Raw genomic sequence first — 14,011 nt, 5'->3', positions numbered from 1 at the left:
ACAGTGCGAAGGTGGCGGAATTGGTAGACGCGCTAGCTTCAGGTGTTAGTGTTCTTACGGACGTGAGGGTTCAAGTCCCTCTCTTCGCACCACGCAAAATATCTGATAAATATAAGATTTATATGGACAATGGTCTGATAAATCGGGTAGTATGAGCAACACAAATCGGCGAGTAGCGCAGCTTGGTAGCGCAACTGGTTTGGGACCAGTGGGTCGGAGGTTCGAATCCTCTCTCGCCGACCACATTCGAAAAACCTGCTTTTTAAAGCAGGTTTTTTTTCGTCTGTAGTTTATGAGGATGAGCACCTCCGCAGGAGGTTCGAGCCTCGCGAAGCGAGACGAAGGTAGGCCCGTGCAGCAATGCGCGGGCTTTTTGCATATCTAAGGATGGGCACTTTGTCTCTGTCGGCAAGCGTGTTGGTTTTCAGCGACAGCGCCATCCAGCGTTGTCGTCAGGTTGAGACAAATAATTGATTGATTTAAAAAGATAAAATGGGCTTTGGCTTAAGTCGTCGTTTTGAGGCGACATTCCTATTACGGCTGCTGGCATGGAATGCCAGAGAGTGGCATATAACAGGAAAGACAGGGTTAAATTAAAAATTAATATATTTCAATGCATTGAGACCCGTTTTTTATTGGGAATGGCCTTAGCCTTAAAGTTGGCACGCCAAGTGCAATATCTATAGCGTAGATGCTCATTCCACCTCTTATGTTCGCCTTAGGCCTCATAAACCCTGGGAATGACGCAGAGCCGATTTAGGGTGCCTATCGCCCACGAGAACGATGACTAACCCGTCATCACGCTCAGGGCAAAACGTTGAGTGAGGCACCGCCCCTGTTGTCCTAGACCTGATTGCTTCTTTATACACTTGCCCTGCGGCAAGTGTTTTTTTTTTGCGCCTCAGGATGTTAACTGGCAAAAAAAAAGCGCGGCATCAAGAGCCGCGCTGTTCTTCAATCGTGCAGGGCGCTATTCGCCGCCGTTCTGTTTCAGCGTCAACATCAGTCCTTCGCGCCGCATCTGCGCCGCTTCATCCGAACGATGCAGTTTTTCCAGCGTATCGGCCAACCAGGCGTAGTCGTAGGCATCCGGGCGCTGTTTCAGCGCTTCGCGGAAGACGTCGGCCGCCTGCTGCCACTCGCCGTGTTTCATCAGCAGCTGCCCCAGCGTGCTGTTCAGCAGCGGCGTCGCGCCGTGCTGCTTCATCTGCTGGCGCAGCGCTTTCTCCAACTGCTCGGGGTTGCCGGACTTCAGCCGCGGCAGCAGCAGCACCAGGCGCTCGTCGTATTGGCGCTTCAGGCTGTCGAGCACGATCTCCTGCGCCAGTTCGTGGTCGTTGCATTCGATCAGGTGTTCCACCATCGCGATTTGCAGCGGCACTTCGTGACGCGTCTTGCGGCTCTGATCTTTCCACCAGCGCTTCAGGCCTTCGCTGCCTTCGTCCGCCATCGCCTGATTCATCAGCCCGATATAAGCCTGCTGCTGCAATGCCTGCAGTTGCTCTTCGCTGTGGAGTTCGATTTTACGCATCGACGGCAGCACTTCCAGCAGCGACGCATAGGCGCCGGTGCGCAGATAGGCTTGTTCCGCCAGGCGCAATACTTCCGGATGACGCGGCGCCTGGTTCAGCAGGCGATCGACGCCGTGGCGCGCGGCGTGGTTCTCGCCCTGTGCCAGCTGGATGCGAACCCGGGTGATATCCACCGGCAGCTGATCGGTGTCGGCCGCTTCGGCAGCGCGCTCCAGATATTGGTTGGTGCGGAAGTCATCGCCGCGTTGCTGTGCGGCTTCGGCGGCCAGCAGGTAGTTCACCACCGGCTGTTCGGCATGATCGGCGTTGCGCGTCATCAGCTTCTCGACCTGCTTGTAGTCGCCTTCCGCCAGCTTGATCAGCGCGGCCTTGGTTTGCTGGCGCGCGCGAGTGCGCTTGCGGCCGATAAACCAACCGCGCGTGCGGGCGCCGGTGCGGAAGAGACGGCGCAGGATCCACTCGATCGCCAGCAGCACCACGAACAGCAGCACCAGCATGATCGCCAGGCCGGTGACGCTGGTTTCGATATTGTAGTTGTCGGTCTGGATCAGCACATAGCCTTGATGCCCGGCCAACATCGGCCCGAGCACCACGCTGGCGATCACCACCAGGAACAGAAATAGCACGCGTAACATGGCTTAACCCTCCTGGTGAGCGGCAGGGGACTGGGTCATCAGGTTGCGCACCCGGGTCTGCATCACTTTTTCCAGCAGCGGCTGGCTTTTCAGCTGATCCGGCACGTCCATCGAGATCGACTGTTGGCTCAGGCTGTCCAGCTCTTCCAGGAAGGCCTTGGTCGCCGGATCGGTGGTGTCGAAATAGGCGCGCACCCAGGTGGAGACGGTTTCCAGCGATTGCTTGTAGGTCTCGTTCTGGTGGCGCGGGATGGCCTGCGCGGCCACCAGCAGGCGCGAACGGATGTTTTCGCGCAGGTAGATGTCCTGGTTCGGCGCCAGCAGCGGTTCGGCGCTGGCGTCGCGGCGGCGGATGGTAATGAAGTCGGCCATGAAATTGCGCCAGCTCTTGGCCAGGTTCTGCCGCCACTCGGCGATCGAACCGGAGAGCTCGCTGCTGTTTTGATCCATCGGCGCTTCGTCGGTGTCGTTGTCCGCCAAGCGCAGGTTATCCACCTGATTGGACAGCTGATTGACCTTGAGGATGATGCCGTCGTAATCGACCTGGGTCAGCGTAGCAAGCGTGCCGATGTCTTCGGTAATGGCGCGGCGCACGTCGAGCAGGCTAGGATCGTTCATGTCCGCCAGGCTGGCGTCGGCGCTTTTCAGCAGCGCGGCGGCGCTGGTCACGTCCTGATCGCTCCACAGCTTGCGGCCGGCCATTTTCACCAGGAAATCGGCCTGCGCCAGCAGCCAGGTTTTGGCGTCGCTGCCGGAGATGGTCGCCACTTTTTCCTGCAGCTCGCTCAGTTGGCGCGCGAGGTTAGCCTGCTCGCGATCGGCGGCGTCCAGGGTTTTACCCTGCTGCTGCAACAGGCCTTCCAGCGCATTTCTTTCCTGCTGCTGGCTCTGCTTCACGCCTTCAAGCTGCTGCTGCAGCGCCTGATTGGCGGCGATCAGCTGTTGCGCCTGCTGGTGCGTGTGGTAATAGCCGCCCGCGCCGAGGGCGATGACCAGCACGATAGCGATCGCGCCGAGCACCGGGCCGGTGTTCTTGCCTTTGCGGCTGGCAGCGGCTGGCTGCTGGGAGCTCTCAACCGCGGTGGTTGGCTCTTCAACCGGGGCGGATGGGGTATTTTGTTCCGTCATAGTGGCACATCCCATAGTCAGATTATTGTAGCGCGCGGATCAGCGCGTCATTATCGGCGTTGTCAGCTACCCGAATCGTACGCCAGCCCAAATCCCGGGCGAGGGTAGCCAGGCGTTCGCTCACTACTACCAGGCGGCAACGCAGCAGCCATGAAGAACGATAGTAATCAGGAACTAAAGTATAGAGCTGTTGTAACATTTCACCGCTGGTCACCACCAGCGTATCCACACCGGCGCGCTGCCAGTGGGCGCTCTGCTCGCTGCCGTCGTAGTGCACCGGGCTGCGTTGATAGCATTCATAATAGCTGACGTCGGCGCCGCGCTCGCTCAGCGTCGTGCCCAGCAACTCACGGCCGCCGTTGCCGCGCAAAATCAGCGCGCGTTTGCCCGCCAGCTTTTGCAGCGCCGGCAGCAGCAGCAGCGTTTCGCTGATCTCGCGTTCGCGCGGGTATTCCACCGGCAAACTGCTGATGCGGTGCAGCGCCAGCCCGGTGGTGCGGCCGATGGCGTAATAAGTCAGGTGCGCGGGCCAGCTCAGCCCGGCGCGGCCGATGACCGAATCGGCATAGTTCACCGAATGCTGCGACAGCACGAACACCAGATCGCCGGCGTTCAACTGCTGCAACGCCTGCGGCAGCTGCGGCAGATCGTTGCCGGGGGCGAAGTCGATCAGCGGTGCATGATAGGCAACCCGGCCGAGTGCGCGCAGCCGGCTCACTAATTGCTCGCCCGAAGGCGATGGGCGGGTTACCAGGATCGTCATGCCGGCGGGTTTCCCTGATAAACCTCACGCAGGATCTCGCGCGCGCCGCGCGCCAGCAGCTCTTCCGCCAGCTCAACGCCCATCCGTTCGGCCTCGGCGGCCGGGCCGCGGCGTTCGCCGCGCACCATCTGGCTGCCGTCCGGGGCACCGACCAGGGCACGCAGCCACAGGCTGTCGCCTTCCAGTTCGGCATAGCTGCCGATCGGCACCTGGCAGCCGCCTTCCAGACGGGTGTTCATCGCCCGTTCGGCGCGCACGCGGGTTTCGGTGGCCGCATGGTTCAGCGGCGCCAGCAGCGCGCGGGTGACGCTGTCGTCGAGACGGCATTCAATGCCGACCGCACCCTGGCCGACCGCCGGCAGGCACTCTTCGGCGCTCAGCGGGCTGCGGATGCGTTGCTCCAGTCCCAGGCGTTTCAGGCCGGCCACCGCCAGAATAATTGCGTCATAGTCGCCGTTGTCCAACTTGGCCAGGCGAGTGCCGACGTTGCCGCGTAGGTCGCACACGATCAGATCCGGGCGGCGTTCACGCAGTTGGCACTGGCGGCGCAGGCTGGAAGTGCCGACCACGCTGCCCTGCGGCAGTTGATCGAGCGAGGCGAAACGGTTGGAAACAAAAGCGTCGCGCGGATCTTCGCGTTCGCAAATGGTGGTCAAACCGAGGCCGGCGGGGAAATCGACCGGCACGTCTTTCATCGAGTGCACGGCGATGTCGGCGCGGCCTTCCAGCAGCGCCAGCTCGAGTTCTTTAACAAACAGGCCTTTACCGCCGACTTTTGCCAGCGGCGTATCCAGAATAACGTCGCCGCGCGTCACCATCGGCACCAACTCGACCTGCAGGCCGGGATGGCAGGCCATCAGACGTTGCTGCACATAATGTGCTTGCCAGAGTGCAAGCGGGCTTTGTCGGGTGGCAATTCGAATAATTTTGTCTAACATGCTTGTTACCGTTTTTATATTTCGCCATCCATCCTACCACTGAGAGCCAATACTGTCAGTGCAAGAAGCCGGAGGCGGAAAAAGGACAACGGAATCAAAGGGACGTGTGATGTGCTTTGGGGCAGTTAACACTGCGGGTAAATCGTTTAGGGAAGCGCTACAATAATTGTGAAGCGTTACCTCCTTTACGGTCAATCAGCAAGGTGTTAAATTGATCACGTTTCCAGCAATAAGTCGCCAAATATTCTTCTTACACTAACGGCGCTTATGGAATACGGGTTTTTTTCTAAACACCGGGATAATCAGGCGAGACGTCTTGTACCTCTACATCGAGACATTGAAGCAGAGACTGGATGCGATCAATCAGCTACGCGTCGATCGCGCCCTGGCGGCTATGAAGCCCGCGTTTCAACGGGTATACAGTCTGCTGCCCACCTTACTGCACCACCATCACCCGCTGATGCCGGGTTACCTGAACGGTAACGTTCCCCACGGCATTTGCCTCTACACGCCTGATGAAACTCAACAAGATTACCTGAACGATTTAGAAGACAAATGGGGCAGCCCGTTTGACAAACCGGCCAGCGGTGAGCTGCCGATCACCGGCGTCTATTCGATGGGCAGCACCTCGTCTATCGGCCAAAGCTGCAGCTCGGATCTCGACATCTGGGTCTGCCACCAGTCCTGGCTGGACAACGAAGAACGCACCCGCCTGCAGCAAAAATGCAGCCTGCTTGAGAAGTGGGCCGCCTCGATGGGGGTGGAAGTCAGCTTCTTCCTGATCGACGAAAACCGCTTCCGCCATAATGAAAGCGGCAGCCTGGGCGGCGAAGACTGCGGCTCGACGCAGCATATCCTGTTGCTCGACGAATTCTACCGCACCGCGGTGCGCCTGGCCGGCAAGCGCATCCTGTGGAACATGGTGCCGGGCGAAGAAGAAGCGCACTACGATGAATACGTGCTGTCGCTGTACGCGCAGGGCGCGCTGACGCCGAACGAGTGGCTGGATCTCGGCGGCCTGAGTTCGCTGTCGGCGGAAGAGTACTTCGGCGCCAGCCTGTGGCAGCTGTACAAGAGCATCGATTCGCCTTACAAGGCGGTGCTGAAGACCCTGCTGCTGGAAGCCTATTCCTGGGAATATCCCAATACCCAACTGCTGGCGACGGACATCAAACATCGCCTGCATCAGGGCGAGATCGTCAGCTTCGGGCTCGACGCCTACTGCATGATGCTCGAGCGCGTCACCCGCTACCTGACCGACATCAACGACACCACCCGTCTCGATCTGGCCCGCCGCTGTTTCTACCTGAAAGTGTGTGAAAAGCTGTCGCTGGCCAAGGCCTGCGTCGGCTGGCGGCGCGAGATCCTCAGCCAGCTGGTCAGCGAATGGGGCTGGAGCGAAGAGCGTCTGGCGATGCTGGACAACCGCGCCAACTGGAAAATCGAACGGGTGCGCGAAGCGCATAACGAGCTGCTCGACGCGATGATGCAGAGCTACCGCAACCTGATCCGTTTCGCCCGCCGCAACAACCTCAGCGTCAGCGCCAGCCCGCAGGATATCGGCGTGCTGACCCGCAAACTGTACGCGGCGTTCGAAGCGCTGCCCGGCAAGGTGACGCTGGTGAACCCGCAGATTTCGCCGGACCTGTCGGAAAACGACTTAACCTTTATTCACGTGCCGGTTGGCCGCGCCAACCGCACCGGCTGGTACCTGTATAATCAGGCGCCGGCTATGGATTCGATCGTCAGCCATCAGCCGCTGGAATATAACCGCTACCTGAACAAGCTGGTGGCCTGGGCCTATTTCAACGGCCTGCTGACGCCGCAGACCCGCCTGCACATCAAGAGCGGCAACCTGTGCGACACCGCCAAGCTGCAGGAGCTGGTGGCCGACGTTTCTCATCACTTCCCGCTGCGCCTGCCGGCGCCGACGCCGAAAGCGCTGTACAGCCCGTGCGAGATCCGCCATCTGGCGATCATCGTCAATCTGGAAAACGATCCGACCGCCGCCTTCCGCAATCAGGTGGTGCATTTCGATTTCCGCAAGCTGGACGTGTTCAGCTTCGGCCAGCAGCAGCAGTGCCTGGTGGGCAGCATCGATCTGCTGTACCGCAACTCCTGGAACGAAGTGCGCACCCTGCATTTCAGCGGCGAGCAGTCGGTGCTGGAAGCGCTGAAAACCATTCTCGGCAAAATGCACCAGGACGCCGCGCCGCCGGAGTCGGTGGAAGTGTTCTGCTACAGCCAGCACCTGCGCGGCCTGATCCGCACCCGTATCCAGCAGCTGGTGTCGGAGTGCATCGAGCTGCGCCTGTCCAGCACCCGCCTGGAGCCCGGCCGCTTCAAGGCGGTGCGCGTCGCCGGGCAGACCTGGGGGCTGTTCTTCGAGCGCCTGAGCGTATCGGTGCAAAAGCTGGAGAACGCGGTGGAGTTTTACGGCGCCATCTCCAACAACAAGCTGCACGGCCTGTCTATCAAGGTGGAAACCGATCAGGTGCATTTGCCGCCGGTGGTGGACGGCTTCGCCAGCGAGGGGATCATCCAGTTCTTCTTCGAAGACACCTCAGACGACAAGGGCTTCAACATCTATATTCTGGACGAGTCGAATCGGGTGGAGGTGTATCACCACTGCGAGGGCAGTAAAGAGGAGCTGGTGCGCGACGTCAGCCGCTTCTATTCATCCTCGCACGATCGCTTCACCTACGGCTCCAGCTTCATCAACTTCAACCTGCCGCAGTTCTATCAGATCGTGCAGCTCGACGGGCGCACGCAGGTGATCCCGTTCCGCAGCAACGTGCTGTCCAGCCTGTGCGTGACGGTGGCCGATGGCGCCGCTCAGCCGCTGAAACAGCAGTTCCAGCTACATTGACGCCGCAAGGGCTCGGTTGCCGAGCCCTGCTTAGCCTCAGGAAAAACGCAGTTCCTCGCCGGCCTGCGCGCTGGCCGCTTCGCTGAGCAGCTGATAAAACGGCTGCCCGCTGCGATCGCATAGCCAAGCGCCGTCGCGGTAGTTGAAGTGGTAGCCGCCGGCCTTGGTGGCGAGCCACACCTGGTGCAGCGGCTCTTGGCGGTTGATGACGATTTTGGTGCCGTTTTCGAAGCTCAGCGTCATTACGCCGCCATTGGTTTCGTAATCGATGTCCGCATCGCCGTCAAAATCGTCCAGTGTCTCTTCAATATTCAGCATCAGCTGGTCGGCCAACTGGTGAAACTCGCTGTCGTTCATATTCAATTCCTATTGCTTTTCATGATCCACCTGCGATTATAGAGACCTTGGACGCATGAATTACAGGCATTAATGCAAATGAAAAAACAACTACGCTATGCGCTGATGGCCGTTCTGGTTACCGGCCTCGCCGGCTGTGGTCTGAAAGGCCCGCTTTACTTCCCGCCTGCCGACCCCGCCAGCCAAAAACCGGCCAAGCCGCCGGTGCAAACGGGCGATCAGGTGCAAAAGAACCAGCAGGAGCAGTCTGGCTCTCAGCAAAAACCGTCGATGGTCGACCAGTAACACCCTGTTTACGGTGGCGAGCGCCGCCGTAAAATCAAGACGGATAGCGCGTCCAGATAGCGGAGTATGATATGCAGTTCTCCAAAATGCACGGTCTGGGCAACGACTTTATGGTGGTCGATGCCGTTACACAGAATGTCTATTTTTCACCTGAGCTGATCCGCCGGCTGGCCGATCGGCACCTGGGCGTCGGCTTTGACCAGATGCTGGTGGTAGAACCGCCTTACGATCCCGAGCTGGATTTTCACTACCGAATTTTCAACGCCGACGGCAGCGAAGTGGCGCAGTGCGGCAACGGCGCGCGCTGCTTCGCGCGCTTTGTGCGGCTGAAAGGGCTGACCAACAAACGCGACATCCGCGTCAGCACCCAAACCGGGCGCATGGTGCTCAGCGTCACCGACGACGATCTGGTGTGCGTCAACATGGGCGAGCCTAATTTCGATCCGCAGGCGGTGCCGTTCCGCGCCGCCAAGGCTGAAAAGACCTACATCATGCGCGCGGCGGAACACACCGTGCTGTGCGGCGTGGTGTCGATGGGCAACCCGCATTGTGTTTTGCAGGTGGACGATGTAAAAACCGCCAAGGTGGAGCTGCTCGGGCCGGTGCTGGAAGGGCATGAGCGCTTCCCGGAACGGGCCAACATCGGTTTTATGCAGGTGGTCAGCCGCGATCACATCAAGCTGCGCGTTTACGAGCGCGGCGCCGGCGAAACGCAGGCCTGCGGCAGCGGCGCCTGTGCGGCGGTGGCGGTGGGGATCCAACAGGAATTGCTGTCAGAAGAGGTGCATGTAGAACTGCCGGGCGGCAGCCTGCATATTCGCTGGAAAGGGCCGGGCAACCCGCTGTTTATGACCGGCCCGGCAACCCATGTCTATGACGGATTTATTCATCTATGAAAAGCGTAGAAGAACAGAGCGTCGCCGGCCTGGCGCTGGATGACGACACCGTGATGCAGTACCTGCTGCAGAACCCGGATTTCTTTATTCGCAACGCGCGCCAGGTTGAGCAGATGCGCGTGCCTCACCCGGTGCGCGGCACCGTTTCGCTGGTGGAATGGCATCTGGCCCGCCAGCGCAATCACATCGAGCGGCTGGAAGAAGAGATCACGCTGTTGATGGAGCAGGCCAGCGCCAACGAAGGGCTGTTCGCCCGGTTGTTGCACCTGCAGGCCGATCTGGCCACCGCCGACAGCCTGCAGGACATGCTCAACCGGCTGCAGCGCTGGGCGCGCGGTTTTGGTTTGGCCGGCGCCACGGTGCGCCTGTTCGCCGAGCGCTGGAAGATCGGCGCGCCTTCCGACTTTACCCACCTGGCGCTGACGCGTTCGGCGTTCGAGCCGTTTCGCATTCAGCGGCTGGGCAGCGAACAACATTACCTCGGCGGCCTGAACGGCCCCGAACTGCTGCTGCTGTTGCCGCAGGCCAAACAGATTGGCCAGATTGGCTCGGTGGCGCTGTCGATGCTGGGCGACGATGGCGAACTGGGCATGGTGATCTTCAGCAGCCGCGATACGCAACATTATCAGCAGGGCATGGGCACGGTGATGCTCAATCAACTGGCGCGCATGCTGCCGGCGCTGCTGGAACGCTGGGTCGAACGCGCATGACGCCGATTGCGCCCAGCCTGCAGCAGCCGGTGGACGCTTTTCTGCGTTATCTCAAGGTAGAACGGCAACTCAGCCCGCTGACGCAGCTCAGCTATTCGCGCCAGCTGGCGGCGCTGATGCGCCTGGCGCAGGAGATCGGCGTCACCGACTGGGCGGCGCTGGACGCCGCCCGGGTGCGCATGCTGGCGGCGCGCAGCAAACGCGCCGGTCTGCAGTCCGCCAGCCTGGCGCTGCGGCTCTCTTCGTTGCGCAGTTTCCTCGACTGGCTGGTCAGCCAGGGCGTATTGCACGCCAACCCCGCCAAAGGCATCCGCACGCCGCGCAGCGGCCGCCATCTGCCGAAAAACATCGACGTCGATGAAATGAATCAGCTGCTGGAGATCGATCTCAACGATCCGCTGGCGGTGCGCGATCGCGCCATGCTGGAGGTGATGTACGGCGCCGGCCTGCGCCTCTCCGAGCTGGTGGGGCTGGATTGCCGCCATGTCGATATGGCGGCCGGCGAGGTGTGGGTGATGGGGAAAGGCAGTAAAGAGCGCAAATTGCCGATCGGGCGCACCGCCGTCACCTGGCTGGAACACTGGCTGGCGATGCGCGATCTGTTCGGGCCGGAAGATGACGCGATGTTCCTGTCCAATCAGGGGCGGCGCATCTCGACGCGCAACGTGCAAAAGCGCTTCGCCGAATGGGGCGTGAAACAGGGCGTCAACAGCCATATTCACCCGCACAAGCTGCGTCACTCCTTCGCCACTCACATGCTGGAGTCGAGCGGCGATCTGCGCGCGGTGCAGGAGCTGCTCGGCCACGCCAACCTGACCACCACGCAAATTTATACCCACCTCGACTTTCAACATCTGGCGAACGTGTACGATGCCGCGCATCCGCGCGCCAAACGGGGGAAATCCTGATGCATTTTTATCGCCCGCTGCGCCCGCTGGCGGCGCTGACTTTCGATCTGGACGACACGCTGTATGACAATCGCCCGGTGATCCGGCAAACCGAACAACAGTCGGTGGCCTTCCTGCAGAGCTACCATCCCGGTCTGAACAGCTTCCAGTCGGCGGATTTCCACCGCCTGCGCCAGGAGCTGCGCGAGCAGGATCCGGAGATTTACCACGACGTCACCCAGTGGCGCTGGCGCGCCATTCATCTGGCGCTGAGCCGGCAGGGGCTGCGCGATGCCGACGCGGCGATTGGGGCCGATGCGGCGATGCAAAACTTCGCGCTGTGGCGCAGCCGCATCGAGGTGCCGCAAGCGACCCACGCCACGCTGAAGGCGCTGGCCGCGCGCTACCCGCTGGTGGCGATCACCAACGGCAACGCCGATCCGGTGCAGTGCGGCCTGGACGGTTATTTCCAGTTCGTGTTGCGCTCCGGGCCGGACGGGCGCGCCAAGCCGTACCAGGACATGTATCACCTGGCCGTCGAGCGGCTGGGCGTGGCGCCCGAGCAGATCCTGCACGTGGGCGACGATCTGACCACCGACGTCGCCGGCGCGTTGCGCGCGGGGCTGCAGGCCTGTTGGATCAACGATCGGCAACGCTGCCTGATGCAAGCCGCCGACAGCCGCCTGCTGCCGCATATTGAGATTTCGCAGTTGGCATCGCTGACAGCATTGTTATAATCCCTGCCAGAACTCTGTATAAATTTCCAGTGAAAAACCCGTCAGCGGCGGGTTTTCCCTTAACCATTAGTGGTGCCTATGGACGTCTCCGATCTGCTCGACAGCCTGAATGAAAAACAACGTGAAGCCGTGGCGGCGCCGCGCAGCAACCTGTTGGTTCTGGCCGGAGCGGGCAGCGGCAAGACGCGGGTGCTGGTGCATCGCATCGCCTGGCTGCTGTCGGTGGAGAACTGCTCGCCGTATTCGATCATGGCGGTGACCTTCACCAACAAGGCGGCGGCGGAAATGCGCCACCGTATCGAACATCTGATCGGCACCAGCCAGGGCGGCATGTGGATCGGTACCTTCCACGGCCTGGCGCACCGTCTGTTGCGCGCCCACCACCTGGAAGCCAACCTGCCGCAGGATTTCCAGATCCTCGACAGCGACGACCAGCTGCGGCTGCTCAAGCGCATCATCAAGGCGCTGAACGTCGACGAGAAGCAGTGGCCGCCGCGTCAGGCGATGTGGTACATCAACGGCAAGAAAGACGAGGGCCTGCGCCCGCAGCACGTCGAGACCTACAACAACCCGGTAGAAGCCACCTGGCTGCGCATCTACCAGGCCTATCAGGAAGCCTGCGATCGCGCGGGGCTGGTGGATTTCGCCGAGCTGCTGCTGCGCGCGCACGAGCTGTGGCTGAACAAGCCGCATATCCTCAACCACTACCGCGAACGTTTCACCAACGTGCTGGTGGACGAATTCCAGGATACCAACAGTATCCAGTACGCTTGGATCCGCCTGCTGGCGGGCGGCAACAGCAACGTGATGATCGTCGGCGACGATGACCAGTCGATCTACGGCTGGCGCGGCGCGCAGGTGGAAAACATCCAGCGCTTCCTGAAAGATTTCCCCGGCGCGGAAACCATCCGCCTGGAGCAGAACTACCGTTCCACCAGCAACATCCTGAAAGCGGCCAACACCCTGATCGCCAACAACGACGGGCGCATGGGCAAAAACCTGTGGACCGAAGGCGGCGAAGGCGAACCGATCTCCATCTACTGCGCCTTCAACGAACTCGACGAAGCGCGCTTCGTGGTCAACCGCATCAAGACCTGGCAGGACAACGGCGGCGCGCTGAACGACTGCGCCATCCTGTACCGCAGCAACGCCCAGTCGCGCGTGCTGGAAGAGGCGCTGCTGCAGACGGCGATGCCGTACCGCATCTACGGCGGCCAGCGCTTCTTCGAACGCCAGGAAATCAAGGATGCGCTGGCCTACCTGCGCCTCATTTCCAACCGCAACGACGACGCAGCCTTCGAGCGCGTGGTCAACACCCCGACGCGCGGCATCGGCGATCGCACCCTCGACGTGGTGCGCCAGGCGGCGCGCGATCGCCAGCTGACGCTGTGGCAGGCGACGCGCGAGCTGATGCAGGACAAGGTGTTGGCCGGCCGCGCTGCGTCGGCGCTGCAGCGCTTTATCGAACTGGTGGAGTCGCTGGCGCACGAAACTGCCGACATGCCGCTGCACGTGCAGACCGACCGGGTGATCCGCGATTCCGGGCTGTTCATCATGTATGAGCAGGAGAAAGGCGAAAAGGGGCAGGCGCGCATCGAAAACCTTGAGGAATTGGTGACGGCGACGCGCCAGTTCAGCTATCAGGACGAAGATCAGGATCTGATGCCGCTGCAGGCGTTCCTGTCGCATGCGGCGCTGGAAGCGGGCGAAGGCCAGGCCGACGCCTATCAGGACGCGGTGCAGCTGATGACCCTGCACTCGGCCAAGGGGCTGGAGTTCCCGCTGGTGTTTATCGTCGGCATGGAAGAGGGCATGTTCCCGAGCCAGATGTCGCTGGATGAAGGCGGCCGTCTGGAGGAGGAGCGCCGCCTGGCCTATGTGGGCGTAACGCGCGCCATGCAGAAGCTGACGCTGACCTATGCCGAAACGCGCCGTCTGTATGGCAAAGAGGTTTACCACCGGCCGTCGCGCTTTATCGGCGAACTGCCGGAAGAGTGCGTGGAAGAAGTGCGCCTGCGCGCCAGCGTATCGCGCCCGGTCAATCACCGCCGCATGGGCACGCCGATCAGCGAGAACGATACCGGTTACAAGCTGGGCCAGCGCGTGCGCCATCCCAAGTTTGGCGAAGGCACCATCGTCAATCTGGAGGGCAGCGGCGAGCACAGCCGGCTGCAGATCGCCTTCCCGGGCGAGGGCATCAAGTGGCTGGTGGCGGCTTACGCTCGCCTGGAAACGGTATAAAAGAGAGGGGCGCGTTGCAGGGGGCAGCCCCTG

12 protein-coding genes and 2 tRNA genes are annotated in these 14,011 nt (G+C 61.1%); 9 read left to right on the top strand and 5 right to left on the bottom strand.

Annotation, left to right across the window (positions count from 1 at the left end):
- Positions 1-5: 5 nt before the first annotated feature.
- Both ABTW55_RS09675 and ABTW55_RS09670 read left to right on the top strand, forming a co-directional pair.
- A tRNA-Leu gene (locus ABTW55_RS09675) sits at positions 6-92 on the top strand.
- Between the two features lie 74 nt (positions 93-166).
- Positions 167-243 (top strand) — tRNA-Pro (locus ABTW55_RS09670).
- A 727-nt stretch (positions 244-970) separates the two neighbouring features.
- Here the strand turns inward: ABTW55_RS09670 and hemY are convergent.
- From hemY to hemC, 4 genes are read right to left on the bottom strand one after another with little or no spacing between them, the layout of a single operon-like run.
- Positions 971-2,167 (bottom strand): protoheme IX biogenesis protein HemY, encoded by a 1,197-nt coding sequence (gene hemY, locus ABTW55_RS09665; RefSeq protein WP_033649634.1) that lies wholly within the window; start codon positions 2,165-2,167, stop codon positions 971-973.
- A 3-nt stretch (positions 2,168-2,170) separates the two neighbouring features.
- Complete coding sequence (hemX, locus tag ABTW55_RS09660; RefSeq protein ID WP_033636648.1) at positions 2,171-3,295, bottom strand: uroporphyrinogen-III C-methyltransferase; 1,125 nt, start codon at positions 3,293-3,295, stop codon at positions 2,171-2,173.
- A 22-nt stretch (positions 3,296-3,317) separates the two neighbouring features.
- Positions 3,318-4,058, bottom strand: a complete 741-nt coding sequence (gene hemD, locus ABTW55_RS09655) for a uroporphyrinogen-III synthase (protein WP_060423421.1) — start codon at positions 4,056-4,058, stop codon at positions 3,318-3,320.
- Positions 4,055-4,996 (bottom strand): hydroxymethylbilane synthase, encoded by a 942-nt coding sequence (hemC, locus tag ABTW55_RS09650; RefSeq protein WP_060423418.1) that lies wholly within the window; start codon positions 4,994-4,996, stop codon positions 4,055-4,057. The genes hemD and hemC overlap by 4 nt, the downstream gene beginning before the upstream one ends.
- Positions 4,997-5,312: 316 nt before the next feature.
- Here hemC and ABTW55_RS09645 point away from each other — a divergent pair, with 316 nt between their 5' ends.
- On the top strand, positions 5,313-7,865 hold the full coding sequence (locus ABTW55_RS09645) for a class I adenylate cyclase (protein ID WP_019452546.1): 2,553 nt from the start codon (positions 5,313-5,315) through the stop codon (positions 7,863-7,865).
- A gap of 36 nt (positions 7,866-7,901) precedes the next feature.
- Here ABTW55_RS09645 and cyaY read toward each other — a convergent pair whose 3' ends face one another.
- A complete protein-coding gene (cyaY, locus tag ABTW55_RS09640; protein ID WP_033649637.1) occupies positions 7,902-8,222 on the bottom strand; it encodes an iron donor protein CyaY in 321 nt (106 codons plus the stop codon).
- A gap of 78 nt (positions 8,223-8,300) precedes the next feature.
- Here cyaY and ABTW55_RS09635 point away from each other — a divergent pair, with 78 nt between their 5' ends.
- The 6 genes from ABTW55_RS09635 (at position 8,301) to uvrD (ending at position 13,978) form a co-directional block, all read left to right on the top strand.
- On the top strand, positions 8,301-8,507 hold the full coding sequence (locus ABTW55_RS09635) for a lipoprotein (protein WP_004934241.1): 207 nt from the start codon (positions 8,301-8,303) through the stop codon (positions 8,505-8,507).
- Positions 8,508-8,578: 71 nt separating this feature from the next.
- A complete protein-coding gene (gene dapF / locus ABTW55_RS09630) occupies positions 8,579-9,403 on the top strand; it encodes a diaminopimelate epimerase (protein ID WP_004934244.1) in 825 nt (274 codons plus the stop codon).
- Positions 9,400-10,113, top strand: coding sequence for a DUF484 domain-containing protein (locus ABTW55_RS09625; protein ID WP_033636652.1), 714 nt, complete (start codon positions 9,400-9,402; stop codon positions 10,111-10,113). Before dapF ends, ABTW55_RS09625 begins: the two co-directional genes overlap by 4 nt.
- Complete coding sequence (xerC, locus tag ABTW55_RS09620; protein WP_016929495.1) at positions 10,110-11,021, top strand: tyrosine recombinase XerC; 912 nt, start codon at positions 10,110-10,112, stop codon at positions 11,019-11,021. The genes ABTW55_RS09625 and xerC overlap by 4 nt, the downstream gene beginning before the upstream one ends.
- Positions 11,021-11,737, top strand: coding sequence for a 5-amino-6-(5-phospho-D-ribitylamino)uracil phosphatase YigB (yigB, locus tag ABTW55_RS09615; protein ID WP_060423415.1), 717 nt, complete (start codon positions 11,021-11,023; stop codon positions 11,735-11,737). The genes xerC and yigB overlap by 1 nt, the downstream gene beginning before the upstream one ends.
- Positions 11,738-11,815: 78 nt before the next feature.
- Complete coding sequence (gene uvrD / locus ABTW55_RS09610) at positions 11,816-13,978, top strand: DNA helicase II (RefSeq protein ID WP_033649640.1); 2,163 nt, start codon at positions 11,816-11,818, stop codon at positions 13,976-13,978.
- Positions 13,979-14,011: the final 33 nt, after the last annotated feature.

It is taken from the genome of Serratia sp. SM04, assembly GCF_040280225.1.
GTDB lineage: Bacteria > Pseudomonadota > Gammaproteobacteria > Enterobacterales > Enterobacteriaceae > Serratia > Serratia sarumanii.
The sequence above is the reverse complement of the archived record's forward strand: the minus strand, read 5'-3'. Positions and strand labels throughout refer to the sequence as shown.

Excerpts from the sequence above, each read along its gene's own strand:
- ABTW55_RS09635 (WP_004934241.1), top strand. The coding sequence starts at position 8,301 with ATGAAAAAACAACTACGCTATGCGCTGATGGCCGTTCTGGTTACCGGC.
- xerC (WP_016929495.1), top strand. The coding sequence starts at position 10,110 with ATGACGCCGATTGCGCCCAGCCTGCAGCAGCCGGTGGACGCTTTTCTG.
- uvrD (WP_033649640.1), top strand. The coding sequence starts at position 11,816 with ATGGACGTCTCCGATCTGCTCGACAGCCTGAATGAAAAACAACGTGAA.
- hemY (WP_033649634.1), bottom strand. The coding sequence starts at position 2,167 with ATGTTACGCGTGCTATTTCTGTTCCTGGTGGTGATCGCCAGCGTGGTG.
- ABTW55_RS09625 (WP_033636652.1), top strand. The coding sequence starts at position 9,400 with ATGAAAAGCGTAGAAGAACAGAGCGTCGCCGGCCTGGCGCTGGATGAC.
- hemX (WP_033636648.1), bottom strand. The coding sequence starts at position 3,295 with ATGACGGAACAAAATACCCCATCCGCCCCGGTTGAAGAGCCAACCACC.
- cyaY (WP_033649637.1), bottom strand. The coding sequence starts at position 8,222 with ATGAACGACAGCGAGTTTCACCAGTTGGCCGACCAGCTGATGCTGAAT.
- yigB (WP_060423415.1), top strand. The coding sequence starts at position 11,021 with ATGCATTTTTATCGCCCGCTGCGCCCGCTGGCGGCGCTGACTTTCGAT.
- dapF (WP_004934244.1), top strand. The coding sequence starts at position 8,579 with ATGCAGTTCTCCAAAATGCACGGTCTGGGCAACGACTTTATGGTGGTC.
- hemC (WP_060423418.1), bottom strand. The coding sequence starts at position 4,996 with ATGTTAGACAAAATTATTCGAATTGCCACCCGACAAAGCCCGCTTGCA.
- hemD (WP_060423421.1), bottom strand. The coding sequence starts at position 4,058 with ATGACGATCCTGGTAACCCGCCCATCGCCTTCGGGCGAGCAATTAGTG.